Source organism: Streptomyces sparsogenes subsp. cuspidosporus (assembly GCF_039532705.1).
GTDB lineage: Bacteria > Actinomycetota > Actinomycetes > Streptomycetales > Streptomycetaceae > Streptomyces > Streptomyces sparsogenes.
On record NZ_BAAASD010000012.1, the window covers coordinates 60,649 to 86,805 of the forward strand.

Annotated in this window: 22 protein-coding genes and 1 pseudogene; 18 read left to right on the forward strand and 5 right to left on the reverse strand. The window is 73.4% G+C overall.

Features of this window, described 5'->3' with window-relative positions; all coding sequences use genetic code 11:
- The first annotated feature begins 90 nt into the window (after positions 1-90).
- The 3 genes from argH to ABFY07_RS16820 all read left to right on the forward strand — a co-directional run bounded on the left by argH (position 91) and on the right by ABFY07_RS16820 (position 3,541).
- Positions 91-1,521 (forward strand): argininosuccinate lyase, encoded by a 1,431-nt coding sequence (gene argH / locus ABFY07_RS16810; protein WP_346175284.1) that lies wholly within the window; start codon positions 91-93, stop codon positions 1,519-1,521.
- 108 nt (positions 1,522-1,629) lie between these two features.
- Positions 1,630-2,604 (forward strand): aldo/keto reductase, encoded by a 975-nt coding sequence (locus ABFY07_RS16815; protein WP_346175285.1) that lies wholly within the window; start codon positions 1,630-1,632, stop codon positions 2,602-2,604.
- 115 nt (positions 2,605-2,719) lie between these two features.
- Positions 2,720-3,541, forward strand: coding sequence for a class I SAM-dependent DNA methyltransferase (locus ABFY07_RS16820; RefSeq protein WP_346175286.1), 822 nt, complete (start codon positions 2,720-2,722; stop codon positions 3,539-3,541).
- Between the two features lie 74 nt (positions 3,542-3,615).
- On the opposite strand, the gene ABFY07_RS16825 is transcribed toward ABFY07_RS16820, so the two are convergent.
- The gene (locus tag ABFY07_RS16825; RefSeq protein WP_346175287.1) at positions 3,616-4,287 is read right to left on the reverse strand and encodes a lysophospholipid acyltransferase family protein; all 672 of its coding nucleotides are present in this window, start codon (positions 4,285-4,287) and stop codon (positions 3,616-3,618) included.
- A 274-nt stretch (positions 4,288-4,561) separates the two neighbouring features.
- On the opposite strand from ABFY07_RS16825, the gene ABFY07_RS16830 reads away from it, so the two are divergent.
- The 3 genes from ABFY07_RS16830 (at position 4,562) to ABFY07_RS16840 (ending at position 7,209) form a co-directional block, all read left to right on the forward strand.
- On the forward strand, positions 4,562-5,707 hold the full coding sequence (locus tag ABFY07_RS16830; RefSeq protein WP_346175288.1) for a glycerophosphodiester phosphodiesterase: 1,146 nt from the start codon (positions 4,562-4,564) through the stop codon (positions 5,705-5,707).
- 191 nt (positions 5,708-5,898) lie between these two features.
- The gene (locus tag ABFY07_RS16835) at positions 5,899-6,420 is read left to right on the forward strand and encodes an RNA polymerase sigma factor (protein WP_065966030.1); all 522 of its coding nucleotides are present in this window, start codon (positions 5,899-5,901) and stop codon (positions 6,418-6,420) included.
- A gap of 285 nt (positions 6,421-6,705) precedes the next feature.
- Positions 6,706-7,209 carry a GNAT family N-acetyltransferase gene (locus tag ABFY07_RS16840; RefSeq protein ID WP_065966032.1) on the forward strand — a complete coding sequence of 168 codons (504 nt, stop codon included), beginning with the start codon at positions 6,706-6,708 and terminating at the stop codon, positions 7,207-7,209.
- A gap of 78 nt (positions 7,210-7,287) precedes the next feature.
- Here ABFY07_RS16840 and ABFY07_RS16845 read toward each other — a convergent pair whose 3' ends face one another.
- The 3 genes and pseudogenes from ABFY07_RS16845 to ABFY07_RS16850 form a co-directional block, all read right to left on the reverse strand.
- Positions 7,288-7,653, reverse strand: coding sequence for a hypothetical protein (locus ABFY07_RS16845; protein ID WP_065966056.1), 366 nt, complete (start codon positions 7,651-7,653; stop codon positions 7,288-7,290).
- A gap of 118 nt (positions 7,654-7,771) precedes the next feature.
- Positions 7,772-7,873 (reverse strand): annotated as a pseudogene (locus ABFY07_RS43400) (hypothetical protein); the annotation flags it as partial.
- A gap of 12 nt (positions 7,874-7,885) precedes the next feature.
- Positions 7,886-8,254 carry a hypothetical protein gene (locus ABFY07_RS16850; RefSeq protein WP_065966034.1) on the reverse strand — a complete coding sequence of 123 codons (369 nt, stop codon included), beginning with the start codon at positions 8,252-8,254 and terminating at the stop codon, positions 7,886-7,888.
- Between the two features lie 120 nt (positions 8,255-8,374).
- Between ABFY07_RS16850 and ABFY07_RS16855 the strand changes: the two genes are divergently transcribed.
- The 10 genes from ABFY07_RS16855 to ABFY07_RS16900 all read left to right on the forward strand — a co-directional run bounded on the left by ABFY07_RS16855 (position 8,375) and on the right by ABFY07_RS16900 (position 23,426).
- Positions 8,375-9,025, forward strand: coding sequence for an HAD family hydrolase (locus ABFY07_RS16855; protein ID WP_065966036.1), 651 nt, complete (start codon positions 8,375-8,377; stop codon positions 9,023-9,025).
- A gap of 333 nt (positions 9,026-9,358) precedes the next feature.
- Positions 9,359-10,480: a methionine ABC transporter ATP-binding protein gene (locus ABFY07_RS16860; protein WP_346175289.1), complete on the forward strand. Its 1,122-nt coding sequence runs from the start codon at positions 9,359-9,361 to the stop codon at positions 10,478-10,480.
- Positions 10,477-11,235 (forward strand): methionine ABC transporter permease, encoded by a 759-nt coding sequence (locus tag ABFY07_RS16865; protein ID WP_346175290.1) that lies wholly within the window; start codon positions 10,477-10,479, stop codon positions 11,233-11,235. The genes ABFY07_RS16860 and ABFY07_RS16865 overlap by 4 nt, the downstream gene beginning before the upstream one ends.
- Positions 11,236-11,326: 91 nt before the next feature.
- Positions 11,327-12,148 (forward strand): MetQ/NlpA family ABC transporter substrate-binding protein, encoded by an 822-nt coding sequence (locus tag ABFY07_RS16870; RefSeq protein ID WP_346175291.1) that lies wholly within the window; start codon positions 11,327-11,329, stop codon positions 12,146-12,148.
- Between the two features lie 58 nt (positions 12,149-12,206).
- A complete protein-coding gene (locus ABFY07_RS16875; protein WP_346175292.1) occupies positions 12,207-13,025 on the forward strand; it encodes a MetQ/NlpA family ABC transporter substrate-binding protein in 819 nt (272 codons plus the stop codon).
- 147 nt (positions 13,026-13,172) lie between these two features.
- Positions 13,173-13,823, forward strand: a complete 651-nt coding sequence (locus tag ABFY07_RS16880; protein ID WP_346175293.1) for a GNAT family N-acetyltransferase — start codon at positions 13,173-13,175, stop codon at positions 13,821-13,823.
- Positions 13,824-14,181: 358 nt separating this feature from the next.
- Positions 14,182-15,435, forward strand: coding sequence for a precorrin-6y C5,15-methyltransferase (decarboxylating) subunit CbiE (cbiE, locus tag ABFY07_RS16885; protein WP_346175294.1), 1,254 nt, complete (start codon positions 14,182-14,184; stop codon positions 15,433-15,435).
- Between the two features lie 2,016 nt (positions 15,436-17,451).
- Positions 17,452-21,165, forward strand: a complete 3,714-nt coding sequence (gene cobT / locus ABFY07_RS16890) for a nicotinate-nucleotide--dimethylbenzimidazole phosphoribosyltransferase (protein WP_428836944.1) — start codon at positions 17,452-17,454, stop codon at positions 21,163-21,165.
- Positions 21,166-21,332: 167 nt separating this feature from the next.
- Positions 21,333-22,553 carry a uroporphyrinogen-III C-methyltransferase gene (gene cobA / locus ABFY07_RS16895; protein ID WP_065966060.1) on the forward strand — a complete coding sequence of 407 codons (1,221 nt, stop codon included), beginning with the start codon at positions 21,333-21,335 and terminating at the stop codon, positions 22,551-22,553.
- A 54-nt stretch (positions 22,554-22,607) separates the two neighbouring features.
- Entirely contained in the window at positions 22,608-23,426 is an 819-nt protein-coding gene (locus ABFY07_RS16900) for a TrmH family RNA methyltransferase (protein ID WP_346175296.1), read from the forward strand.
- On the opposite strand, the gene ABFY07_RS16905 is transcribed toward ABFY07_RS16900, so the two are convergent.
- Complete coding sequence (locus ABFY07_RS16905; protein ID WP_346175297.1) at positions 23,401-24,930, reverse strand: serine/threonine-protein kinase; 1,530 nt, start codon at positions 24,928-24,930, stop codon at positions 23,401-23,403. The two genes, ABFY07_RS16900 and ABFY07_RS16905, sit on opposite strands and share 26 nt — an antisense overlap.
- Positions 24,931-25,184: 254 nt before the next feature.
- On the opposite strand from ABFY07_RS16905, the gene ABFY07_RS16910 reads away from it, so the two are divergent.
- Together ABFY07_RS16910 and ABFY07_RS16915 are read left to right on the forward strand one after the other, a co-directional pair.
- Positions 25,185-25,451, forward strand: coding sequence for a hypothetical protein (locus ABFY07_RS16910; RefSeq protein ID WP_346175298.1), 267 nt, complete (start codon positions 25,185-25,187; stop codon positions 25,449-25,451).
- Between the two features lie 273 nt (positions 25,452-25,724).
- The gene (locus ABFY07_RS16915) at positions 25,725-25,928 is read left to right on the forward strand and encodes a hypothetical protein (RefSeq protein ID WP_346175299.1); all 204 of its coding nucleotides are present in this window, start codon (positions 25,725-25,727) and stop codon (positions 25,926-25,928) included.
- The last annotated feature ends 229 nt before the right edge of the window (positions 25,929-26,157 follow it).

Genomic DNA, 26,157 nt, shown 5'->3' on the forward strand with positions numbered 1-26,157 from the left:
ATACGGCCCAGTGCATACTTATGCCATCGGTCGGGAGGCCTCCGTCGCCATCCGGTGGTCGCACCCCCATAGCCTTCAAGGAGCAGCAGCGTGAGCAACGGCAACAACGGTGACGTACGCCTGTGGGGCGGCCGCTTCGCCGACGGGCCGTCCGAGGCACTGGAGAAGCTGAGCGCCTCCGTGCACTTCGACTGGCGCCTGGCCCCGTACGACATCGCCGGGTCCCGCGCCCACGCGCGCGTCCTGCGCGGGGCGGGGCTGCTCACCGAGGACGAGCTGGAGCGGATGCTGGCGGGGCTCGACCGGCTGGAGGCCGACGTCGCCTCCGGCGCGTTCACCGGCACCATCGCCGACGAGGACGTGCACAGCGCCCTCGAGCGCGGGCTGCTGGAGCGGCTCGGCCCCGAGCTGGGCGGCAAGCTGCGGGCCGGCCGCTCACGCAACGACCAGGTCGCCACGCTCTTCCGGATGTATCTGCGCGACCACGCCCGGATCATCGGCGGCCTGATCGCCGATCTCCAGGGGGCGCTGGTCGGGCTCGCCGAGGCCCACCCGGATGTCGCCATGCCCGGCCGCACCCACCTCCAGCACGCCCAGCCCGTCCTCTTCGCCCATCACGTCCTGGCCCATGTCCAGGCGCTGTCCCGGGACGCGGAGCGGCTGCGCCAGTGGGACGAGCGCACCGCCGTCTCGCCGTACGGATCGGGGGCGCTGGCCGGCTCCTCCCTGGGCCTCGACCCGCAGGCGGTCGCCGCCGACCTGGGCTTCGAGCGCGGCTCCTCGGCCAACTCCATCGACGGCACGGCCTCCCGCGACTTCGTCGCCGAGTTCGCCTTCATCACCGCGATGATCGGCATCGACCTCTCCCGGATCGCGGAGGAGGTCATCATCTGGAACACGAAGGAGTTCTCCTTCGTCACCCTCCACGACGCCTTCTCCACCGGCTCGTCGATCATGCCGCAGAAGAAGAACCCGGACATCGCCGAGCTCGCCCGCGGCAAGTCCGGCCGTCTGATCGGCAATCTCACCGGCCTGCTCGCCACCCTCAAGGCGCTGCCGCTGGCGTACAACCGCGACCTCCAGGAGGACAAGGAGCCGGTCTTCGACTCCTGCGACCAGCTCGAGGTCCTGCTCCCCGCCTTCACCGGCATGATGGCCACGCTGACCGTCAACCGCGAGCGCATGGAGGAGCTGGCCCCGGCCGGCTTCTCGCTGGCCACCGACATCGCCGAATGGCTGGTCAAGCAGGGTGTGCCGTTCCGGGTGGCGCATGAGACGGCGGGGGAGTGCGTCAAGGAGTGCGAGCGGGAGGGCATCGAGCTCGACCAGCTCAGCGACGAGCAGTTCGCGAAGATCTCGCCGCACCTGACGCCCGAGGTCCGCACCGTCCTCAACGTGCACGGCGCGCTCGCCTCCCGCGACGGCCGCGGCGGCACGGCCCCCTCCGCGGTGGCCGCGCAGCTCGCCGAGGTGAAGGCCGACCTGGCCGTGCAGCGGGAGTGGGCGGACGCCAAGCGCTGACACCGCGCGCCGCCGCACGGCACACTGACCGGACGGCCACCCGGCCCGGCACCCGGCCGTCCGGCCCGTCGTCCGACCCGCCGTCCGATACGAGGAGGCAGACAGACCATGCCGTTCGCGCGCCTCGCGGCAGCCACCACCCCCACGGCCCGGATCGGCCTCGGCCTGGCCGCCGTGGGCCGCCCCGGCTACATCAACCTCGGCCGGGAGCGGGACCTGCCGGCCGGGCGCGGCGTCGAGGCGATGCGCGAGCGCACCCATGAGCTGCTGGACGCCGCGTACGCGCGGGGCGTGCGCTACCTCGACGCCGCCCGCTCGTACGGGCGGGCCGAGGAGTTCCTGGCCGGCTGGCTGGAGAGCCGCCCCGAGGCGCGGGACGTGGTGATCGGCAGCAAGTGGGGCTACACCTACGTCGCCGACTGGCGCACGGACGCCGAGACCCACGAGGTCAAGGACCACAGCCTCGCGACGTACGAGCGCCAGAGCGCGGAGAGCCGCGCCCTGCTCGGCGACCGGCTCGACCTCTACCAGGTGCACTCCGTCACCCCCGGCAGCCCGGCCCTCACCGACCCCGGGCTCCAGGCCCGGCTGGCCCGGCTCGCGGCCGAGGGCGTCACCGTCGGGCTGTCCACGAGCGGACCCGCCCAGCGTGACGCGATCCGCGCCGCGCTGGAGGTCACCGTGGACGGGGAGCCGCTGTTCCGGACCGTCCAGTCCACGTACAACCTGCTCGAGCCCTCGGCCGGGGCGGCCCTGGCCGAGGCGCACGAGGCGGGCCGCGCGGTGATCGTCAAGGAGGCCGTGGCCAACGGCCGCCTCGCGGCGCCCGAGCAGATCCCGGCGGCGCTGCGCCGCGTCGCGGAGGAGACGGGCGCGGGCCCCGACGCGGTCGCCCTCGCGGCGGTGCTGCACCAGCCGTGGGTGAGCGTGGTCCTCTCCGGCGCGGCGACGACCGCCCAACTGGAGTCCAACCTGACGGCGACGGCGCTGCGGCTGGACGGGGGACAGCGGGCGGCCCTGGCGGAGCTGGCCGAGGCCCCCGGGGAGTACTGGGACCACCGGGCGAAGCTGGCGTGGTCCTGAGCCGCCCCACCGCCTCGGCGGGGCCCGGACGCCACGCGCGGCTGGCGAGGGCGCGCGGGCGCGGCGAGGATGGGCCCGACCACGACGTAACCCCTGCGTCAGGCGAGGTCTCCGCATGCCCATACGCACCACGACACCCCACGCGACGTCACCCCGCACCAAGAACCGCGCGAGCCCGCTGCACAAGGTCCGCTACGCCGTACGCCACCCCGAGCGGGTGCCGCGCTACATGCGGCGGCTGGCCCGGGACCTGCGGCTGCGCGTCTCCACGCGCGACCACATCGCCTACTACCGGGCGGTGATGCGGGACGACACCGCCCGCAGTCCCGAGGCGGCCGTCGGCAGCGCCTCGCATGAGCGTTGGCTCGCCCTGGGGAAGATGCAGTACGACTACCTCCTGTGGCACGGCCTGAGGCCCGACGACCGGGTCCTGGACATCGGCTGCGGCAATCTGCGCGCCGGGTGGCGCCTCATCGACTACCTCGACGCGGGCCACTACCACGGGATCGACATCTCACCCGACATCCTTCTCGCCGCCCAGGACGTCGTGGTGGGGCGCGGGCTGCAGGCCAAGCTGCCCTTTCTGAGCCTGGTGCGCGATCTGCGCCTGGCGGCCCTCCCCGAGGCGCACTTCACCGTGGTGCACGCGCACAGCGTCTTCTCCCACTCGCCCCGGGAGGTGATCGAGGAGTGCCTGGCCCATGTCGGGCGCGTGCTCGCCCCGGGCGGATACTTCGACTTCACCTTCAACCGTACCGAGGGGCCCGAGCACCACGTGCTGCGCGAGGACTTCTACTACCGCACGGACACCCTGGTGCGGCTCGCCGCAGACCACGGGCTCGCGGCGCGGTTCATGGAGGACTGGGAGGAACTGCCCCACCGGCAGTCGAAGATCCGCGTCACACACCGCGCCGCACACGGCGAAGAGGCCGCCTGAGCCAATGTCAGGCGGCCTCGCGCCGAAAACCGAACTGCGTTCCGAACGAAGAAGGACGAACGGGACAGAGCCCGTCAGGCGGCCTTGGCCTTCGTGGCGTACATGTCCACGTACTCCTGCCCGGACAGCCGCATGACCTCGCTCATGACCTCGTCGGTCACCGCCCGCAGCACGAAGCGGTCGCGGTCCATGCCCTCGTAGCGCGTGAACTCCAGCGGCTCGCCGAAGCGGACCGTGACCCGGCCCGGCCGCGGCAGGCCCTTGCCGCCCGGCTGGAGCCGGTCCGTGCCGATCATCGCGAACGGCACCACGGGGGCGCCCGTCATCAGGGTGAGCCGGGCGATGCCGGTGCGGCCGCGGTAGAGACGGCCGTCGGGGGAGCGGGTGCCCTCGGGGTAGATGCCGAAGATCCTGCCCTCCTCCAGCACCCGACGGCCGGTCATCAGCGCGGCCACGCCGCCGTGCCCGCCGTCCCGGTCCACCGGGATCATGCCGACGCCGGTGAAGAACCAGGCCATCAGCCGGCCCTTGAGGCCCTTGCCCGTGACGTACTCGTCCTTGCCGATGAAGAAGACCTGCCGGTCACAGACCAGCGGCAGGATCATCGAGTCGATGAAGGTGAGATGGTTCCCCGCCAGGATGACCGGGCCGGAGCCCGGGATCCGCTCCGCCCCCTCGACCTGCGGGCGGAACATCAGGCGCATCAGCGGACCGAGCACTGCCTTCAGGAACGCGAATCGGGACAACGGGCCCTCCGGTCGGGGTCATGGGCGAAGGCGCCCGTACGCGGCGGGTCACCCAGGGTGAGTCAACCCGATACCGCACACTTGCGCCGATGAGACGATACTCGCCGGTCACGCCCCCGCGCACACCGGGTTCACCCACCTGATACGCACTGTTGACCCACGTTTCCCACGCGTTCCGTCCAACGTCTCCCGCCCGAAAGGCCTACGCCCCTACCATCGGGCCGTCATTTGATCAGTTTTTGACGGGTACCGGACTCCACAGCGAGGAGTGGTCATGGAGCGGGAGCAACAGCTCGGACGGCGCGCCATCCTGGGGGCCGCGGCCCTCGGCGCGGGCGCGGTGGCGCTGGGCGGCGCGGGTACGGCCGCGGCGGCGGAGGCGTCGGCGTCCGGGAAGGGCCACGGGCTGCCGGTGCCCACCGTCATCGGGCACCGGGGGGCCAGCGGATACCGGCCCGAACACACCCTCGGCTCCTACCAGCTCGCCCTCGACCTGGGCGCCGACATCATCGAGCAGGACCTCGTCCCCACCAAGGACGGGCATCTCGTCTGCCGCCACGAGAACGACATCACGGCCACCACGGACGTGGCCGCGCACCCCGAGTTCGCGGACCGCAAGACCACCAAGACCGTCGACGGCACCGCGCTGACCGGCTGGTTCACCGAGGACTTCACGCTCGCCGAGCTGAAGACCCTGCGCGCCAAGGAGCGCATCCCCGGCACCCGCCAGCGCAACACGCTCTACGACGGCCGCTGGGAGGTGCCCACCTTCGAGGAAGTGCTCCAGTGGGCCGAGCGCGAGGGCCGCAAGCGCGGCCGCCGGATCTGGCTGTACGTGGAGACCAAGCACCCCACCTACTTCCGCAAGCTCGGCCTCGGCCTGGAGGAGCGGCTGGCCAAGCTGCTGCGCGCGTACGGGCGGCACCGCAAGGACTCGCCGACCTTCCTCCAGTCGTTCGAGCCCAGCAGCATCCAGCGGCTGCGCAAGCTGGTCGCCACCCCGGCGGTCGTGCTGCTGTCCACCGCGAACAGCCGGCCCTGGGACTTCGTCGAGGCCGGCGACCCGCGCACGGTCGCGGACCTGGTCAAGCCCGAGGGCCTGGAGTGGATCGCGGGCTACGCCGACGGCATCGGGCCCGACCTGTCGCTGATCATCCCGCGCGACTCCAGCGGCAGGCTCACCACCCCCACCACGCTGGTCAAGGACGCGCACGCGGCCGGTCTCGTGCTGCACCCCTACACCATGCGCAACGAGAACTCCTTCCTCCCGGCCGACTTCCGGCGCGGCACCGACGCCACCGCCTACGGGGACGCCTTCGGCGCCTTCAAGAAGTACTTCGAGACGGGCATCGACGGGATCTTCTCCGACAACCCGGACACCGCGCTGCTCGCCCGCGAGGACTTCCGCAAGAACCGGTGAACGCCCGCCCCAACCGGTGAACGCCCGCTCCGGCGCGCGGCGGTGCCCTGCCCGTACGGGGGCACCGCCGCGCGCCGGGCGTTTCCGGACACCGGCGCGACGCCGTCAACCCGCGTCCGCGCGGCCGCCCTGTCGGGTGAGAGACCGGCGCGTCGGCAACCCGGCCCCGCGCGGCCCGCGTCCCGCCGGGTATGGACCTTCTGGAGAAACTCCGCCCCCTGCTCGCCGCCGAGGCGGCGGCCGAGGCCTACGGTGCGGGCATCGAACCCGCCGAGCTCGAACAGGCGGTGTGGCTGCGGCTGCTGGAGCGCACCCACGAGGAGGGGCCACCGCCCGAACCCGCCGCCTGGCTGCGCGGAGCGGTCCGGGCCGAGGTGCGCGGCGCCCGGCGCCGGGCCCGGCGGGAGGTGCCATACGACCCGGTGGGCGACGGCCCGCCCTCCGGCCCGGAGGCCCGGCCGGCCGAGCAGGCCGTACTCGCGGCGGAGACGGGCCGGGCGCTGCGCGCGGCGGTGCGCCGACTGCCCGGCCGCTGCCCTCTTTTATTGGGCGCGCTGCTGTCCCGCGCCGACCTGACCTACCGCGAGATCGCGGGGGAGTTGGGAATGTCACAGGGCAGCCTGGGCCCGGTACGTTCCCGATGTCTGGGTTGCCTGCGCAGAATGCTCACGGCGGAGATTGCGGCTCCTGAACTCTGGGGAAAGGAGCGTTAGACCGTCCGGCAGTAGGGAGCGCGGGTGAAGGAGCGGGTCGAGGGCCGAGTCTGGGCGTGCCGCGTGAGGAGAGCGCAGCGGCGCTGCGTGCGACGAGCGCGGTGCGGTCAGGCGAGAGCCATCGGCCCGCGACGCCGCGGGCCCTACTGTTGGACGGTCTAAGACAATCGGCGCCTCGGAGGCGGACGTGCGTACCTTTCACGGCGGCTCCGGTCAGGCCACACCCCGGTCGCGTCCTTACCCTCATCGCGGCCGGTGGACCGAGACTAGGGGAGGCATGCGCACATGGGCATGAGCGTGACCATCTCCGCGGCGACCGCGGACGACGCCGAGCAGATCCTCAAGCTGCAGTACCTGTGCTACCAGCGGGAGGCCGAGCTCTACGGGGACTACTCGATCGAGCCGCTGACCCAGTCGCTGGACGACCTCCGCGCCGAACTGGGCCAGGGCTGCGTGCTCGTGGCCCGGCTCGGCGCGGAGGTCGTCGGATCGGTCCGCGGCACGGTCGACGACAAGGGCACCGCCGCCATCGGCAAGCTCATCGTGCACCCGCGGATGCAGCGCCACGGCCTGGGCGGCCGGCTGCTCGCGGCGATCGAGGAGCGACTGGCCGAGGAGCGGGACGCCAAGCGGTACCGGCTGTTCACCGGCCACCGCAGCGAGGGCAATCTGCGGCTGTACCGGCGGTACGGCTACGCGCAGGTGGGCACCGAAGAGGTCAACCGCCGGCTGAGCCTGGTCACTCTGGAGAAGGAGGCCACGCCCTCGGCGTACGCGGCCAGCGCCTGACGCCACCGGGACCGCCCGCCCCACCGGCTCGTCGCCCGGGCTCGTCGCCCGGCTTTGTCACCGCGGGGCCCGCCGGGGTCAGTCCTGGCGGGCCTTGCGCTTGCGCAGCCAGATCAGCCCGGTGACCGGCAGGAAGATCGGGATGAAGAGGTAGCCCATCCCGTAGTCCGACCACACCGTCTCGTCGGGGAAGGCGGAGGGGTCCGCGAGCGTCCAGGTGCCGATGGTCAGCACCCCCAGCAGCTCGGCGGCGCAGCAGACGAACGCCGCCTTGCGCGCCCCTTCCCCGCCGCGGACCAGCGAGACCGTGATGAAGGCGTACACGACGCCCGAGACCGCGGAGAGGATGTACGCGAGCGGGGCCTCGTGGTACTGGGCGGCGAGCTGGTAGATCGAGCGGGACGCGGCCGCGACGGTGAACACCCCGTAGAGCAGCACCAGCAGCCGGCCCGGCCCCTGGCCGAGCCCGCCCGCCCGGGCCCGCCCCGGCGCGGCGGCGTCGGGCGCGGGAGAAACAGGCGCGGGAGAAACAGGCGCGGGAGAAACAGGCGCGGGAGAAACAGGCGCGGGAGAAACAGGCGCGGGAGAAACAGGCGCGGGAGAAACAGGCGCGGGAGAAACAGGCGCGGGGGATTGGGACTCGGGGGCTTGGGGCGTGGTGGATTCGGACGCCGGCTCAGGCACCGCTGCCTCCCCAGATGTCGTACAGCCGCACCTCGAGCACGGCCAGCACCACCGCCGCCCCCGCCACCGTCGCCGACCCCCACCGGGTCCGCTCCGCCAGCGACATGAACGCCGCGACCGGCACGGCCAGCGCCGAGCCGATCAGATACGCCACGAAGATCGCCACACTGTCGTGGGGGTGCTCCCCGCGCGCCAGCCGCACGATCCCGACGACGAGCTGGGCGAGGCCCAGCAGGGTCACCACGGCCATGCCGATGAAGTGCCAGTCCTTGGTGGGCTGGTCGCGGTAGGCGGCGAAACCGCACCACGCGGCGAGCGCGAGGGCGGTCACACCGAGCGCGATCGTCAGCGCGTCGATCAACGTGACCTCCGCGCGGTGCGGCGGCGCACACAGGGGGTGGCAAGCATGGGGACGAGGGTAATCGGCCCCGGCGGACACCGCGTGCCCGGCCCCGGGCCGGGCCTCGTACGCTGACCCGATATGAAGATCTCCGCTGACGCCCTGCTGTTCGACAATGACGGAACCCTGATCTCGTCCCTGGAGTCGGTCCACCGTTGCTGGAGCCGCTGGGCGGCGGAGTACGGAATTCCGGCGGAGGACTTCGCGCGGGTCGAGCTGCACGGCCGCCCCGCCTCCGACATCATCGGCGACCTGCTGCCCGCGCACCGCGTCCCGGAGGCCCGCGCCCGCATCGACGAGCTGGAGCTCGCGGACGTGCCGGGCGGCGGGGTGGTGGCGCTGCCCGGGACGGTCGAGCTGCTGGGGAGGCTCCCCGCGGACCGCTGGGCGGTGGTGACCTCCGCGAACCGCCGGCTGGCCGAGGCCCGCCTGGCCGCGGTCGGGATCTCCCCGGCCCTGCTGATCAGCGCGGACGACATCACGCGCGGCAAGCCGGACCCCGAGCCCTTTCTGCTGGCCGCCGCCAAGCTCGGCTTCGAGCCCGCCCGCTGTGTGGTCTTCGAGGACGCCCCCGCCGGGCTCACGGCGGGCCGGGCCGCCGGGATGCGAACCGTGGCGTTGACCACAACCGCCGGCCGGGACGAGCTGATCGCCGACGTCGTCGTAGAAGACCTGTCGGCCGTGTCCGTCCAGGCCACGCAGGACGGACTGGAGATCACGGCGGGGGAGTGAACGACCCCGCCGCTGTCCACACACTGGTCCGACAAGTCCGCTATTCGGACATGTTTGATCGGCCCGCACATGTGTCTGCTTTACTTACGCCCATGACCACGACGAGCAGCCGCGCCCACGCGACCGAGGCGATCCAGACGCCCGGTGCTCGCTGTATGTGTCGAATGTGTGACCGCTGAGGGCCCCTGCCTGAGCCTCGCGCCCCGAAGCGAGACCCGCTGAGCCGAGCCGCGTCCGCACCCACCCGTGCCGGACGGGCCGCCCCGCGTCACCGGACCCCGAAGCCGCGCCGCGCCCGCGTGCGCCTCGGGCACCTCCACGCCGCGTTCCGGAATGAACGAACCGTGCCCGGCGGCACCATCCGCCGCGCACTCAACAGTGACGGAAACCCCTGTGATCACCACGACAGGCCTGACCAAGGTCTACCGCTCACGAGGCCGCGAGGTCACCGCCCTCGACGGCGTCGACCTCCATGTCCGCGAGGGTGAGGTGTACGGCGTCGTCGGCCAGAGCGGCGCCGGCAAGTCCACCCTCATCCGCTGCGTGAACCTTCTGGAGCGCCCCACCTCCGGCACGGTCAGCGTGGCCGGCCAGGACCTCACCGCGCTCGCCGGGCGGGGCCAGCGCGCGGGGTCGGCGCTGCGCAAGGCCCGCACCGGGATCGGGATGGTCTTCCAGCACTTCAACCTGCTCTCCTCGCGCACCGTGCGGGACAACGTCGAGTTGCCGCTGGAGATCCTCGGCGTCTCCGGCAAGCAGCGCACCCGCAAGGCCCTGGAACTGCTGGACCTGGTGGGCCTCGCCGACAAGGCCAAGGCGTACCCGGCGCAGCTCTCCGGCGGCCAGAAGCAGCGCGTCGGCATCGCCCGCGCGCTGGCCGGCGACCCCAAGGTGCTGCTGTCCGACGAGGCGACCTCCGCCCTGGACCCGGAGACCACCCGCTCGATCCTCCAGCTGCTGCGCGACCTGAACCGGCAGCTCGGGCTGACGGTGCTGCTGATCACCCACGAGATGGACGTCGTCAAGTCGATCTGCGACTCGGCCGCGCTGATGCGCGCCGGCCGGGTCGTGGAGTCCGGCACGGTCGCCGACCTGCTCGCCACGCCCGGCTCCGAGCTGGCGCGGGAGCTCTTCCCGGTCGGCGGGGAGCTGCCGGGCATCGACCGGACCGTGGTGGACGTCACCTTCCAGGGCGAGGCCGCGACCAAGCCGGTCATCTCCCAGCTGGCGCGCACCTACAACATCGACATCTCCATCCTCGGCGCCGCCATGGACACCGTCGGCGGCCGGCAGGTCGGCCGGATGCGGATCGAGCTGCCCGGCCCGTTCGAGGAGAACGTCGTGCCGATCGGCTTCCTGCGCGAGCAGGGGCTGCAGGTCGAGGTGGCGGGCGGCGCCGAGGCGGCCCACCTCGGGGCGAGTGACCTCGAGCTGACCAAGGAAGGTGCCAAGTGACCTGGTCCGAGATGGAGCCCCTGCTCGAGCAGGCCTGTTGGGACACCCTCTACATGGTCGGCTGGTCGGCCCTGATCGCGGTCGTCGGCGGACTGCCCCTCGGGATCCTGCTGGTGCTCACCGACCGCGGCGGGGTACTGCAGAACGTCGTGGTGAACAAGGTCGTCGGCCAGATCGTGAACATCGGCCGCTCCATGCCGTTCATCATCCTCATGGTCGCGCTGATCTCCTTCACCCGCTTGATCGTGGGCACCACCATCGGCCCCGAGGCCGCGATCGTGCCACTGGCGATCGGCGCCATCCCCTTCTTCGCCCGGCTCGTGGAGACCTCGGTGCGCGAGGTGGACGGCGGGCTCGTCGAGGCGGTGCAGTCCATGGGCGGCTCGACCTGGACCGTTGTACGCAAGGTCCTGCTGCCCGAGGCGCTGCCCTCGCTGATCTCCAGCGCGACCACCACGATCGTGGCGCTCATCGGCTACTCGGCGATGGCCGGCACGGTCGGCGCCGGCGGCCTGGGCGACCTCGCCATCCGCTACGGCTACCAGCGCTTCGAGACCGAGCTGATGTGGATCACCGTCGGGATCCTCGCGGTGGTGATCTCCATCATCCAGTTCGCCGGTGACTTCGCCGCGCGGGCCCTGTCCCACCGCGGACGCTCCTCGGCCGCCGCGTGGCCGTGGCTCTCGCGGGGCCCGAAGCGGGCCGAGGAGACCGGCCCGGTGGCCAAGGTCGCCGAAGCCCCCGAGGCCCCCTGAACCCCGGCCCCTCTCCACCACCCAACCCCTTTTCCGCTGAGCGCCCCGCACCCGCCGCGGCCTCGTACGTCCAAAAAGAAAGGCACTTTTCGTGCGTAACACCACCAAGACCCTCGCTGTCGCCCTCACCGCCGGCGCCCTCACCCTGGGCCTGGCCGCCTGCGGCAAGGACTCCGGCTCCGACAAGAACGGCGCGCTCGTCGTCGCCGCGAGCCCGGTCCCGCACGCCGAGATCCTCAACTACGTCAAGGACCACCTGGCGGACAAGGCCGGCCTCAAGCTCGAGGTCAAGGAATTCACCGACTACAACACCCCGAACACGGCGACCGAAGACGGGTCGGTGGACGCCAACTACTTCCAGAACCAGCCGTTCCTCGACGACTTCAACAAGAAGAAGGGCACCCACATCGTGCCCGTCGTGACGGTGCACCTGGAGCCGCTCGGCCTGTACTCGCACAAGGTGAAGAAGGCCGGCGACCTGGGGAGCGGCGCGACCGTCGCCATCCCCAACGACACCGTCAACGAGGCCCGCGCCCTCAAGCTGCTGGATTCCAACGGCGTCATCAAGCTGAAGAGCGGCGCAGGCAACGAGGCCACCCCCAAGGACATCGCCGACAACCCCAAGAACCTGAAGTTCAAGGAGCTGGAGGCCGCGCAGCTGCCCCGCTCCCTGGACGACGTGGACGCCGCGGTCATCAACGGCAACTACGCCATCGAGGCCGACCTCAAGCCCGCCAAGGACGCCCTCGTCCTGGAGTCGCCCAAGAACAACCCCTACGGCAATTTCCTCGCCGTGAAGAAGGGCAACGAGAACGACCCCCGCGTCAAGAAGCTCGCGAAGCTCCTCACCTCCCCCGAGGTGAAGAAGTTCATCCAGGACAAGTACGACGGCTCCGTCATCGCGTCGTTCTGATCGCGGACCCCGACCCGGACCCCGGCCCGGAACGCGCGACACCGAAGGAAGCCACCCCATGCGCAAGATCGCGGTCCCTCTCGCCGCGGCGGCACTCGCCCTCGGGCCGACCGCGTGCGGCGCGGGCTCCGGCGGCGGCCCGGACGACGACACGCTCGTCGTCGGGGCCACCGCCGTCCCGGCCGGCGAGGTGCTCGACTACATCAAGAAGCACCTCGCCGACAAGGAGGGCCTCAAGCTCGAGGTCAAGGAGTTCACGGACTACGTCCTGCCGAACACCGCCCTCCAGGAAGGCTCGCTGGACGCCAACCTGTACCAGAACGCCCCCTTCCTGGATAACTTCAACAAAACGAAGGGCACCGACCTGGTGTCCGTCTCGGACGCCTATCTGCCGCCCATGGGCGCCTACTCCAAGCGCGTCAAGGACCCCTCCGACATCAAAACCGGGGCGACCGTCGCGGTGCCCAACGAGAGCACCAACGAGGGACGGGCCCTCAAACTGCTCGCGGCCAAGGGGCTCATCGAGCTGAAGAAGGACGCCGGGGTCGCCGCGAGCCCCGCCGACATCACCGCCAACCCGAAGAAGCTCACTTTCAAGGAGCTGGAGCCGGCGCAGCTGCCGCGCTCACTCGACGATGTCGACCTGGCCGTTGTCAACAGCAATTACGCGCTCGACGCCGGACTCGACCCGGCCAAGGACGCGGTGCTGCTGGAGTCGGTGAAGGGAAACGAATACGCCAACGTCCTCGCCGTGAAGAAGGGCAATGAGGACGACCCGCGGGTGAAGAAACTGGCCAAGCTCCTCACCTCGCCCGAAGTGCGGAAATTCATCCAGGAGAAGTACAAGGGGTCGGTGCTGCCGGTCACCGGCGGTTAGCCGCTCCCCGCGTGCGAAGGCTCCGTATCCGAACCCCGCAAACGGATACGGAGCCTTCCGCTTGGCCACCCCGTGCTGCATTTCCCTCGAGCGATGCTGCATGCTGGGCTCTTCCTGAAGCCTTGGACCCCGGTTACGGAGCGGCGCATGACATCCACCTTCCCGGACATCTCCATCAGCACGGAACGGCTGGTGCTGCGCCCGTTCGAGGAAGCGGACGTGCCGGCGCTCACGGAGATGATGAACGACGAACTCGTCACCGCCTGGACCTCGGCGCCCCACCCCTACACCATCCGAGACGCCCGCGAATGGGCGCTGCGCATCGCGCCCGCCGAGCGCACCGAGGGCCGCGGCATCGTCTTCGCCGTGGCCGAGTTCCTCACCCAGCGCCTCGTCGGCATCGTGCACCTCAGCAACACCGACTGGCGCGTGCTGGCCACCGAGATCTCCTACGTCACCGCCCCCTGGGCGCGCGGCGAGGGCTACGCCTCCGAATCCGCGCTGGCCGTCGCCCGCTGGCTCTTCCAGGACCAGAAGTTCGAACGGCTCGAGTTGCGCACCGCGGCCGACAACGCCGCGTCCCAGCAGGTCGCCCAGAAGATCGGCTGTATCAGCGAGGGCGTGCTGCGCAACGCCTGGATAGCGCGCACCCAGACGGAGGACGGCGGCTGGACGGATCTGCGCACCGACGTCATCGTCTGGAGCCTGCTGCCGGAGGACCTCCACGGCGTGCACGGCGACCCGATGGCGGACACGGACGGCTTCAGCGCGTACCCGTCGTACTCCGACTGGAACTGACGCGCCCGCATCCCGCGCCCGGCGCGCCCAGCTATCGGCGCGCCTCCCGCCCGCGCTCCGCGCCCGGCGCGCTCCAGGCCGAGCGCCGTGCTCGGGTGACGCGCCCGGGCGCCGTGCGGCGGCCTTCCCGGCGCCTCCCCGCACCCCGCCGACAGGCGCTTCCACCGCATCGAGCAGCGCCTCGGCGCGCCCGGCGCGCCCCCGCGGTCCGCGCCCTGTGTCCCGCGGTCCGGACCAGGCGGGATAATCTCTCCGGGCCCGTGCATCCCGCGCCCCCCGAACCACGGCGCGCGCACCGGCGCCACCCCTCTCGGCGGCGACCCGCCGCGCACCCGCGACCCTTGGGAGACATACGACGATGGCCGACCGCGTCACGGTGATCGGTTGGGACGGCTCCCCGCTCACGGACGTGGCCCGCTCCGCCCTCGGCGCGGCCACCCTCGTGGCCGGCGCCGCCCACCACCTGGCGCTGCCCGAAGTGCCGCCGGGCGCCGAGCGGATCAGGCTCGGCAGCGTGGACCTCGCCGCCCGCCGCATCGCGCAGCACCGCGGCTCGGCCGTGGTCCTGGCCGACGGCGACCCCGGGTACTTCGGTGTCGTACGCGCGCTGCGGGCGCCCGAATACGGCCTGGAGGTGGAGGTCGTCCCCGCGGTCTCCTCCGTCGCCGCCGCCTTCGCCCGGGCCGGAATGCCCTGGGACGACGCCCAGGTCGTCGTCGCCCACAGCCGCGACCTGCGCCGCGCGGTCAACGTCTGCCGCGCCCACCCCAAGGTGGCGGTGCTCACCTCGCCCGGCGCCGGCCCCGCCGAACTCGCGCTCCTCCTCGGCCCGGTGCACCGCACCTTCGTCATCTGCGAGGCCCTGGGCACCCAGCGGGAGCAGGTCACCGTGCTGACCTCCGACAAGGCCGTCGACCACACCTGGCGCGACCCGAACGTCGTCATCGTCATCGGCGGCTCCGGCGCCACCGCAGCGCGCGGCGCGCCGGCCCCGGGCGCCGCGCGCGGCGCGCTGCAGGTCGGTGGGTGGCTCGCCGGGCGCGACCCGGGCTACCCGGGCGCGGTACGCGGCTGGGCGCTGCCCGCGCCCGCCTACGCCACCGTCCTGGGCGAGAGCGAGTCGCCCCAGATGCGCGCCGCCCAACTGGCCCGACTCGGCCCCCGGGTCGGCGACCTGGTCTGGGACATCGGCGTCGGCAGCGGCGCGGCCGCCGTGGAGACGGCCGGATTCGGCGCCGCCGTCATCGCCGTGGACCGCGATCCGGACGTCTGCGAGCGCACCGAGGCCCTCGCCCGCCGCTTCGGCGTACAGCTCCAGGTCGTCCACGGCACCGCGCCCCAGATCCTCGAAGACCTGCCCGAGCCGGACGTCGTGCGGATCGGCGGTGGAGGCCCGGACGTCGTCGCCGCGTGCGCCGCCCGCCGCCCCGAGCGGATCGTCACACATGCCGTGACCCGGGACGAGGCGGAAGCCGTCTGCCGGGCGCTCGAGGACGGCGGCTACGCCGTCGAGTGCGCCCTCGTGCAGTGCGTGGAAATGGACACCCGGGTGTGGGCCGAACGGGAGCGGGCGGTGGCCTTCCTGGTGTGCGGTCACCGCGCGCACCTGTGAGTTTCGCCTGGTGACGTTCTCCCCGCCCACCGGCGGGAACCGCCCCGGACCCTGTCCCGCGACCCTCGCCCCATGACCCTCGCCGGGCGGCGCCCGAGGTAGGCTGGCAGATCGTTGTACTGCCTGTGCCGCTGCCCGGCGTTCGGCGCTATATCGGCCAATGGCCGGATTGCGTTCCCCTCTTGACGGGCCGCGGTAGGCAATGCCTCGGGCGTGCTACGTGCCGCGCACCGCGTGCGCTCGTTCTTGCCTCTGAGGCTTGCTCTAGGCGGTAGGCGGGTTGGAAGGAGCACTAGCGATGGGCGAGGGGTACGCATGACCGACACCGGCCAGGTCCCGGGCGAGGGGCTGCCGGAGAACGCGGGCGGACGACTCGGGCAGCCGCATCCCGCGGATGCCCACACCCCCCCTGCCGACGCCGGCTTCATCGAGCAGTCGCAGCCACAGCCGCAGTCCCCGTATACCTTCCTCGACCCGCAGGACGCGGCCGGCGAGGAGGACGACCTCCTCCTCATGCCCGGCGCGCAGGGCGCCTGGAACGAGCACCAGCCGCAGTACCAGGACCCGTACCAGCAGCCCATGACCCACCTGCCCGGCGGGTACGACACCGGGGGCTTCGCCTACGACCAGGCCCAGGCCCAGGGCTACGACCCGGCGTCGGCCGGGATCTACGACCAGGGCGCGGGCGGCTACGGTGGGGGACCGGTGGAGGCCGGGTACGCCGACTACGCCGAGCAGGTGGAGCACGTCGAGTACGCCGCGCACGTCGAGCACGCCCAGTTCGAGGACGTACAGCGGCCCGACCCCCAATTTGCCCAGGCCGCTCCCGCCCAGCCGGCGCCCGCGCAGCCCGCCGCCAACCAGGACGCCCCCGCCCAACCCACTGCCGCCCAGCCCAACCCCGCCCAGCCGAACCCTGCGCAGGCCACCCCGTCGCCCAAGCCACTCGCGCACGCCGCCCCCACCCCGCCCCGGCGCCCGCTGCACATGGGCCCGCCGGTACCCGACCTGTCCAACGGCATCGTGCGCTCACTCGCCGACCGCGGCCCGGCCGACGCTCCCACCCCCGTCGCTCCCGTCCGCCAGGCCGAACCGCCCGCCGCCGGGCCCCCATACGCCGAGGCGCCGCGCGAGGACGCCGAGCCGCTCCCGGGCCCGCAGCTCGCGGACATCCCCCAGCCCGGCAGACCCTGGGACGCCCAGGGCCCCCAGGCCGCGACCCCGGTGACGGAAGAGCCGAGCCCCGCCGAGGGGCACGACGCGCCGGGCCCGTACGAGCAGGAGCAGTTCGCCGACCCGGCGGCGGCCGACCCGCAGGGCATGGACCCGGCCGTCGGCATCCCCGCGCAGGTCCGCCCCGACCCCGCCGCAGCGCAGCAGGGCCCGGCGTACGCCCCCGGCACGGACACCGCGCCGGGCGCCGCAGAGGCTTACGCGGGCCCTGTGCCCGGGATCCCGGCCCAGGGCCACCCCCACGCAGAGGCGGGTGCGCAGCCCGCGCAGCCCACCGCGCAGCCGCCCGGCGGCATCACCATCCCGGCCCAGGCGGACGGCGCCGCGCCCCCGGCCGAGCCCGCCCCGCAGCCGGTACCCGTGGCCCCTGGCCACGCCATAGTCGCTGAGGCCCCCTCACCCGAGGCCCCCGAGCAGCCCCAGGAGCCGCCCGCGGCGGAGGACGCCCCGGCCGAGCCCGCCGCCGAGCAGGCCGCGGCTCCCGAATCCGCCGCGCAGCAGGCCCCGCAGGGCCGTGCCGCACGCCGCCGCGCGGCCCGCGGCCGAGCCCCCGCCCAGAGCGCGTCCCCGGCTGACGAGCCTCAGGCAGAGCTCCCCGCCGACCCGGCAGCGGCCCCCCAGGGACGGGCCTCCCGCCGCCGCGCCGCGCGCGGCCAGAGCCGGCAGGCCGAGCAGACGCCCGGTCAGAACACAGCCGCCGAAGCCGCCCCCGCGCCGGCCGACGATCTCTCCGACGCGCCGCCGACGACTGACGACAACGCGCCCGCCGCTGACGCAGCCGGGGTGGAGAACGCCGTCGCGCCCGGCGGAGACGCGGGTGTCGCGGACCCGTCGGCGGGTGAGGACGCGCCCGCCGCGCCCGACACGGAGGACGCCGAGGCGGCTATGGCCGCCCCGACCGACGAAGCACCCGCGGAGGGCTCCCCCGCGACCGAGGAGGCCTCAGCCGCGCCACCCGGCGACGCCCCTGCGACGGCCCCTGCCGCGACCCCTCCGGCTGACGCCGCGACGCTCGGCACGCCTGAAGCCGAGACGCCCGCTGACGCGGTCGGCGAGGACCCTGCCGACGAGGCCGAGGCGCCGGCCGCTGCCGCGCCGCCCGCCGAGGGCGACGCCGCCACGGGCGTTCCTGTGGCCGAGCCGTCCGGCGGCGAGGGCGCCGCTGCGCCGGAGGCCGTTGCCTCCGATGCCGCGCCTGCCGCCGCCCCGGAGGAGGCTGCGACTGTGGCTGCGGCGCCGGCCGGTGAAGGCGCTGCGGTTGTGCCTGTGGCTGAAGTGCCCGGTGGTGAGGGCGCGCCTGTCGCGCCGGAGGCCGCCGCTTCCGACGCTGCGCCTGCCGCCGCCCCGGAGGAGGCTGCGGCTGAGGCTGCGGCGCCGGTTCAGGAACCGGTTCAGGAAGATGCGACGGCCGTGCCTGCGGCCACCGCACCCGCTGGTGACGGCGACGCGGCTGGGTCGTCCGGTGTTGAGGACGCGCCTGTCGCGCCGGAGGCCGCCGCTTCCGACGCTGAGTCTGCTGCCGCCCCCGATGGGGATGCCGCTGCGGCTGCGGCGCCGGTTCAGGAGGACGTGACCGCCGCGCCTGCGGCTGAGGCGCCCACTGGTGAGGGCGCGCCTGCCGCGCCTGTGGCCGACGCCTCGGACGCTGCGTCTGTTGCCGACCCTGGTGAGGGTGCTGCCCCCGCTGAGGCGTCTGCTGGTGAGGGTGACGCCGCCGGTGTTCCCGTGGCCGAGCCGTCCGGTGGTGAGGCCGCCGCTTCCGATGCTGCGCCTGTCGCCGCCCCGGAGGAGGATGCCGCTGCGGCTGCCGCGCCTGTGGCCGACGCTCCCGATGCTGCGTCTGTTGCCGACCCTGGTGAGGGCGCTGCCCCCGCTGGGGCGTCTGCTGGTGAGGGTGACGCCGCCGGTGTTCCCGTGGCCGAGCCGTCCGGTGGTGAGGGCACGGCTGTCGCGCCGGAGGCCGCTGCTTCCGACGGTGGGGACGCTGCTGCGGCCACCGCTCCGGTGCAGGAGGACGCGACTGCCGCGCCCGCCGCCGCATCGGCGGGCGACGCGGTCGGCGAGGACTCCGCTGCCTCCTCTGCCGAGGCCGAGGAGGCGGTGGCTGCCGAGCCGCATGGCGACGCCGCCACTGGCGTTGCTCCGGCTGAGCCGTCGGGCGGCGAGGCCACGCCTGCCGCGCCGGAGGCAGCCGCTTCCGCCGCCGCGCCTGCCGACGCCGCGCCTGCCGCCGCCACCGGCGAGGACGCCGCCGCGCCCGCCGACCACCCAGCCGGCGAGGACTCCACCGCTCCTTCCGCCGAAGCCGAGCAGGCGGTGGCTGCCGCGTCCGATGCCACGCCCGCGGCCGCGGAGGCCGCCGTGGCCACCGCGGCGCCGACGGCTGACGAGTCCGGCGCAGCGCAGGCCGCCGACGCGACGGGCGACGACGCGGCCGCAGCGCAGGCTTCCGAGCCCGCCTCCGACGAGCCCGCCTCCGACGAGGCAGCCGCCGACGCGCCCGCACCCGAGCCGGTATCGGCCGACGACCCGGCCGCGACCGAGCCCGTCGCCGCACCCGCGCCCGACGCCGAAGCCGCCGCCCCCGAAACCGAAAAGGCCGAGGCCGAGGCCGAGACCGAAGCCGAAACAGCCGGAACCGAAGCCGAAGCCCAGCCAACCGAAACCGAAACCGAACCAACCGGCACCGAAGCCGCCGAAACCCAGGCAACGGAAACCGACGCCCCCGAAACCGACCCCCCCGCACCCGAGGCCACCCCCCTCCCTCCCGCCGAGGGATACGCCGAGGCCGAGCGGGCCGCCGTGCACCGGGTCATCCGCGACCGCCGGGACATCCGTAACGGCTTCCGTTCCGACCCCATCCCGCACGAGGTGCTGCTGCGCGTGCTGGAGGCCGCGCACACCGCGCCCAGCGTCGGGCACTCGCAGCCGTGGGACTTCGTCGTCATCCGCTCGGAGGAGACCAGGCGCACCATGCACGAGCTGGCCACGCGCCAGCGCGACGCGTACGCCAAGTCGCTCCCCAAGGGCCGGGCCAAGCAGTTCAAGCAGCTCAAGGTCGAGGCGATCCTCGAGACGCCGGTCAACATCGTCGTGACCGCCGATCCGACCCGGGGCGGCCGCCACACCCTCGGCCGGCACACCCAGCCGCAGATGGCGCCGTACTCCTCCGCGCTCGCCGTGGAGAACCTGTGGCTCGCGGCGCGCGCCGAGGGGCTCGGCGTCGGGTGGGTCAGCTTCTTCGACGAGCGTGAGATGGTGCGCGCGCTCGGGCTGCCGGACCACCTGGAGGTCGTGGCGTATCTGTGTGTGGGGTACGTCGACGAGTTCCCCGAGGAGCCGGAGCTGATGAAGACGGGGTGGTCCAAGCGCCGCCCGCTGTCGTGGGTGGTCCACGAGGAGGCGTACGGGAGGCGCGCGCTGCCCGGGGAGGATCCGGCCGATCTGCTGCAGGAGACGCTCAAGGGCATCCGCCCGCTGGACGCCAAGGCGCTCGGGGAGGCGTGGGAGCGGCAGAAGCGCATGACCAAGCCGTCGGGCGCGCTGGGCATGCTGGAGATCATCTCGGCGCAGCTGAGCGGGTTGTCCAGGAAGTGCCCGCCGCCGATCCCCGAGCCCGCCGCCGTGGCGATCTTCGCGGGGGATCACGGGGTGCACGCCCAGGGCGTGACCGCCTGGCCGCAGGAGGTCACCGCCCAGATGGTGGCCAACTTCCTGGGCGGCGGGGCGGTGTGCAACGCCTTCGCGAGCCAGGTCGGCGCCGAGGTGTGCGTCGTGGACGTGGGCGTGGCGAGCGAGTTGCCGAACACCCCGGGTCTGCTGCCGCGCAAGGTGCGGCCGGGCACCGGCGATTTCACCGCGGGGCCGGCGCTGACCCGCGAGGAGGTGCTGCGCGCCGTCGAGGTGGGCATCGAGACCGCGCGCGACCTGGTGGCGGCGGGGAACAAGGCGCTGCTCACCGGCGAGATGGGGATCGCCAACACCACCGTGTCGGCCGCCCTGATCTCCGTCTACACCGACGCCGACCCGGCCGAGGTCACCGGGCGCGGCACCGGCATCAACGATGAGATGCACGCCCGCAAGGTCGATGTCGTACGGCGCGGTCTGGAACTGCACCAGCCCGATCCGGCCGATCCCATCGGCGTCCTCTCCGCGTTCGGCGGCCTGGAGCACGCCGCGATGGCCGGGCTGCTGCTGGGCGGCGCGTCGCTGCGTACGCCCGTCATCCTGGACGGGGTGAGCGCGGGCGCGGCGGCCCTGGTCGCGCGGGCGATCGCGCCCGAGGTGCTGGCGGCGTGCATCGCCGGGCACCGCAGCGCCGAGCCGGGTCACGTGGCCGCGCTCAACAAGCTGGGGCTGCGGCCGCTGGTCGACCTCGATCTGCGGCTGGGAGAGGGGACGGGCGCGCTGCTCGCCCTCCCCGTGGTGCAGAGCGCCGCCCGGGCGATGCACGAGGTGGCGACTTTCGACGCCGCCGGGGTCACGGAGAAGAGCTGACGTACGCCCCCGCCACGTAGGGTGTGCGCGGGGGCACGTCCCACAGCAGCTCAGCCGATCAGAAGCCGATCAGCCGATCCGCCGATCGGTTTCCATCAGCCGAGCAGTCGATCAGCCGCTCCAGCGCCGCAGCGGCAGCGCATTCGCACGAGGAGAGCCGCATCGCCATGTCCGAGAACTTCGCATATCCCGTGGGGCTGCGCCTGTCGGGGCGCCGGGTCGTCGTCCTCGGGGCGGGCCAGGTCGCCCAGCGCCGGCTGCCGGCGCTGATCGCGGCGGGCGCGGACATCCTGCTGATATCGCCGTCCGCCACGGCGTCCGTCGAGGCCATGGCGGAGGCCGGGGAGGTGCGCTGGGAGCGCCGCACCTACCGCGACGGCGACTTCGAGGGCGCCTGGTACGCCCTGATCACCACGGACGACCCGGAGGCCAACGCCGCCGCGTCCGCGGAGGCCGAGGCGCGCCGGGTGTGGTGCGTGCGCAGCGACGACGCCGAGGCGTCCACCGCCTGGACCCCCGCCACCGGGCGCAGCGAGGGCGTGACGGTGGCCGTGCTGACCGGCCGCGATCCGCGCCGCTCCGCCGCCGTGCGGGACGCCGTCGTCGACGGGCTGCGCGACGGGACGCTCGCCGCGCCCCGCCACCGCGCCCGCGGCCCCCAGGTCGCGCTGGTGGGCGGCGGTCCCGGCGACCCGGACCTGATCACGGTGCGGGGCCGCCGGCTGCTGGCGGAGGCGGACGTGGTAGTGGCCGACCGCCTGGGCCCGCGCGATCTGCTCGACGAACTTCCGCCGCACGTCGAGGTGATCGACGCGGCGAAGATCCCGTACGGCCGCTTCATGGCGCAGGAGGCGATCAACAACGCGCTGATCGAGCACGCGAAGGCGGGCAAGGCCGTGGTCCGCCTCAAGGGCGGCGACCCGTTCGTCTTCGGGCGCGGCATGGAGGAGGCCCACGCACTCGCCGAGGCGGGCATCCCCTGCACCGTCGTGCCGGGTGTCACCAGCGCTATCAGTGTGCCGGGCGTGGCGGGGATCCCGGTGACCCACCGGGGCGTCGCGCATGAGTTCACCGTGGTCAGCGGGCATGTGGCGCCCGAGGACCCCAGCTCGCTGGTGGACTGGGCGGCGCTGGCCAGGCTCCGCGGCACCCTGGTCCTGCTGATGGCGGTCGAGAAGATAGGCGCCATCGCCGCCGCCCTGATCGAGCACGGCCGGGACGCGGACACCCCGGTGGCCGTCGTCCAGGAGGGCACCACCGCCACCCAGCGGCGCGTGGACGCGACCCTGGCCACGGTGGCCGAGCGGGTCGCGGCCGAGGGGGTGCGGCCGCCGGCGGTCGTGGTGATCGGCGACGTCGTCGCCCTCGCCTCGGGTAACCATCGGTAACGCAATCACGTAGGCGTCATTGGCACGACCTCCAGGACAAGGCAGTATCACCCTGTGGCTGATCTCATCACCGTCGATGACCCCGACGACCCGCGGCTGCGCGACTACACCGGCCTGACCGATGTGGAGCTGCGGCGCAAGCGCGAGCCCGCCGAGGGCCTGTTCATCGCCGAGGGCGAGAAGGTCATCCGGCGGGCCAGACAGGCCGGTTACGAGATGCGCTCCATGCTGCTGTCGGCGAAGTGGGTCGACGTCATGCGGGACGTCATCGAGGACGTCCCGGCGCCGGTCTACGCGGTCAGCCCCGACCTCGCCGAACGCGTGACCGGCTACCACGTCCACCGGGGCGCCCTCGCCTCCATGCAGCGCAAGCCGCTGCCCGAGGCCGAGCGGCTCCTGGAGGGCGCCCGGAGGGTGGCCATCATGGAGTCCGTCAACGACCACACCAACATCGGCGCGATCTTCCGCAGCGCCGCGGCGCTCGGGATGGACGCGGTGCTGCTCTCCCCGGACTGCGCCGACCCGCTCTACCGGCGGTCGGTGAAGGTGTCGATGGGCGCCGTCTTCTCCGTGCCGTACGCCCGTCTCGAGGCCTGGCCGCGCGATCTCGAGGCGGTCCGGCACGCCGGCTTCAAGATTCTGGCCCTCACGCCCGACGAGAAGGCCACCACCATCGACGACGCCGCCCCGCACCGCCTGGAGCGCGTCGCCCTGATGCTGGGCGCGGAGGGGGACGGGCTGTCCGCGCAGGCGCTCATGGCCGCGGACGAATGGGTCCGCATCCCCATGGCACACGGCGTCGACTCGCTGAACGTGGGCGCGGCGGCGGCGGTCGCCTTCTACGCGGTCACGGCCGGCCGCCCCCAGGGCTGAGCCCCTGGGCCGGGGCCCGGTCCACCGGCTGGGTGGCCGCGGGCACCGGCGCGCCCAGCCCGTAGGTCGGCCCCTGGCAGCCCTGGGCCGCCGCGATGCCCAGCGCGACCAGCAGCGTCACCACCACGAAGACGATCAGCCGCTGGCGCAGCAGCCGGCGGTCCGGCCCGACGGGCCGGCGCCCGTTGCGCGGCAAACGGGCCGTACGGACCGGCGGCCGCGCGCCGTTGCGCCCCGAGGGGCGCGCGGGGGTCTGGCGGGCGCCGGGGTTGCGGCCGGTGGAACCGGTGGAGCGGCCCCCCGTGCCGGGCCCCGAGCGCGGCGCGGAGGCGCGCGGGGCCTGCGCGCGGGGCGCGGGAGGGGGCGTACCACCGGCGCGCCGCTCCGTGCGCTGGCGCGCGTACTCGTCGGCGCGTCGGCCGCTCGGGCGCTCGGACGACTGCCGCGGCCCGGAGTGGCTCCCGCCGGACGGATGGCCCCCGGAAGCGTGGCCGCCCCCCGAGGGGTGGCCTCCCCCTGAAGGGTGACCCCCGGAGTGGTGTGCTCCAGGGTGATGACCCCCGGCGTGGTGACCCCCGGCGTGGTGCCCCCCGGACTGGTGCCCGTCGGGCTGGGCGGGCCCGCCGGGGCCGAGGCCGCCATGCCCGCCCAACGCCCCGTGCCCATGGCCGTGTCCGTGCCCGTGCGCCTCCCGGGCCGCGATCTCCTTCAGCCGCAGGGACAGCTGAAGTGTGCTCGGCCGGTCCTCGGGGTCCTTGGCGAGACAGGCGTGGAGCAGCGGCGCCAGCGCGTCCGGCACCCCCGCCAACTGCGGCTCCTCGTGCACCACCCGATACAGCATCACCTCGGAACTCCCCTGGCCGAACGGGGAGTCAGCCATCGAGGCGTACGCGAGCGTCGCGCCCAGCGCGAAGACGTCGGTCGCGGGGGTCACCGTCGCGCCGCGCACCTGCTCGGGCGCGAGGAAGCCGGGGGAGCCCACCGCCGTGCCGACGTGGGTGAGCGTGCTCGCCCCGGTCGCCCAGGCGATGCCGAAGTCGATGATGCGCGGGCCCTTGGGCGAGAGCAGGATGTTCGACGGCTTGAGGTCGCGGTGCACCACCCCCGCCTCGTGCACCGCCAACAGGCCCTCGGCCAGCGCCGACCCGATGGCGGCGACCTGGGCGGCGGGCAGCGGGCCCGCCTCGTTCACCTTGTCGTGCAGGGACGGCCCCGGCACGTACTGGGTGGCGAACCACGGCCGGTCCGCCTCCAGGTCGGCGGCCACCAGCCGGGCCGTACAGCCCCCGCGGATCCGCCGCGCGGCGGACACCTCGCGCGCGAACCGGGATCTGAACTCGCGGTCCTCAGCCAGATCCGGCCGGATCACCTTCAGCGCCACGCGCTGCCCGCGCCGGTCGGAGCCGAGGTAGACCACCCCCATGCCGCCCGCGCCGAGCCGCCGGTGAAGCCGGAAGGAGCCGACGACACGCGGGTCCTCGCGCCGGAGCCGCATCATCGCCATGTCCGTCCCCTACCTCCGGTGGGAAGGCCCCTTCCCAGTACCCCTGGCGGGGAGGCCCCATCCGCTGCCGTCCGTCTGACGTGCACAGCTTACGGATTGACGGCCCGGCGCGCTGAGAGGCCGGGCATGCGTCGGCCGATGGATTGTCAGTGGTGGGTGGAATCCTTGGAGAAGTGGGGCGGAATCGCGGCAATCCGCGCTCCGGCCCGCGATGCGAGATCTCAAGGGACCGTCGCAGAAGGGGGATTGAGCCCGTGAAGGGTGATCGTGTGGAGATAGTCGTGGACGCGGGTGACACGACCCGGACGTATGAAGTGGTCGCGAGCCGGGCCGGCCGCCGGGTGGAGACGGCGGTGCGGCGAGGCGTGGTGGAAGTGAGCGAAGTCACCCGAAACGGGTCGGTGGTGCGCACCGCCCGCTTCATGGCCAACAGGGTGCTGGCGCTGGTCGAGCAGCCGGTGCCGCGGACCGACGACGGGGAGCGCGGGGAGGGCTCCCTCAGGGAAGACCCCAAGCCCTGACCCCATCCCCGACCCCGACCCCTGACCCCATCCCCTATCCCGAGTCCGACCCCGAGTCCGACCCCGAGTGGGGGCTCCGGGTCCCGAGCCCGGGTCTCCACCCAGGGGAGTAGTCGTCGGCGCGCGACGTCATCCTCCGGGAGGCCCGGCATCGATACGAGGGCATGACGCCGTCCTCCGCCCCCGCGCCTAATGTTGAGGTCAAGCGGCGGGCGCAGCACTCGTCCCCCGAGGTCAGACGCTCGCCGCCCCAGATGTGACAGGAGAGTGACGATGGCGGATCCGGCGGTACGGATGGCCACCCGGGCGCGCGGACACCGCGCGGCGGAGCCGTTCGGCGATCGGTCCGGCACCCGTCATCCTCTGGTCGCGGCGGCCATGGTGCTGCCCCTGGCCACGCTCCTGGTCATCGTGTTCGACGGCTGGGAGGCCGTCGTCACACAAGCGTCGTCCGTGGCGGGAAAGCTGGGGCGCTGAGGCGCCCCAGGCCCGGGAGAGCGGCCCGGGCGGGGACTTCCCGTCATCAACCCCGTGGGGACGGGGGTGCGGCGGACGGCACGAATGCCCGGACAGCTGGGGAGCTGTCCGGGCATCGCGCCGTTTACGGGCTCCACCGGTGCCGTCCTTTCCGTTCTTTCCGCCCTCTCGGCTTTTCCGCCGGTTCGGGCCGGGTGCGCCCGGGGTGCGCGGGCCGACCTAGGATCCA

Bases quoted from the DNA above. Each gene is read 5' to 3' on its own strand.
- ABFY07_RS16815 (WP_346175285.1), top strand. From the start codon at position 1,630: ATGCCGTTCGCGCGCCTCGCGGCAGCCACCACCCCCACGGCCCGGATC.
- ABFY07_RS16820 (WP_346175286.1), top strand. From the start codon at position 2,720: ATGCCCATACGCACCACGACACCCCACGCGACGTCACCCCGCACCAAG.
- ABFY07_RS16830 (WP_346175288.1), top strand. From the start codon at position 4,562: ATGGAGCGGGAGCAACAGCTCGGACGGCGCGCCATCCTGGGGGCCGCG.
- ABFY07_RS16835 (WP_065966030.1), top strand. From the start codon at position 5,899: ATGGACCTTCTGGAGAAACTCCGCCCCCTGCTCGCCGCCGAGGCGGCG.
- ABFY07_RS16840 (WP_065966032.1), top strand. From the start codon at position 6,706: ATGGGCATGAGCGTGACCATCTCCGCGGCGACCGCGGACGACGCCGAG.
- ABFY07_RS16855 (WP_065966036.1), top strand. From the start codon at position 8,375: ATGAAGATCTCCGCTGACGCCCTGCTGTTCGACAATGACGGAACCCTG.
- ABFY07_RS16860 (WP_346175289.1), top strand. From the start codon at position 9,359: ATGAACGAACCGTGCCCGGCGGCACCATCCGCCGCGCACTCAACAGTG.
- ABFY07_RS16875 (WP_346175292.1), top strand. From the start codon at position 12,207: ATGCGCAAGATCGCGGTCCCTCTCGCCGCGGCGGCACTCGCCCTCGGG.
- ABFY07_RS16880 (WP_346175293.1), top strand. From the start codon at position 13,173: ATGACATCCACCTTCCCGGACATCTCCATCAGCACGGAACGGCTGGTG.
- cbiE (WP_346175294.1), top strand. From the start codon at position 14,182: ATGGCCGACCGCGTCACGGTGATCGGTTGGGACGGCTCCCCGCTCACG.
- cobA (WP_065966060.1), top strand. From the start codon at position 21,333: ATGTCCGAGAACTTCGCATATCCCGTGGGGCTGCGCCTGTCGGGGCGC.
- ABFY07_RS16905 (WP_346175297.1), bottom strand. From the start codon at position 24,930: ATGGCGATGATGCGGCTCCGGCGCGAGGACCCGCGTGTCGTCGGCTCC.
- ABFY07_RS16915 (WP_346175299.1), top strand. From the start codon at position 25,725: ATGGCGGATCCGGCGGTACGGATGGCCACCCGGGCGCGCGGACACCGC.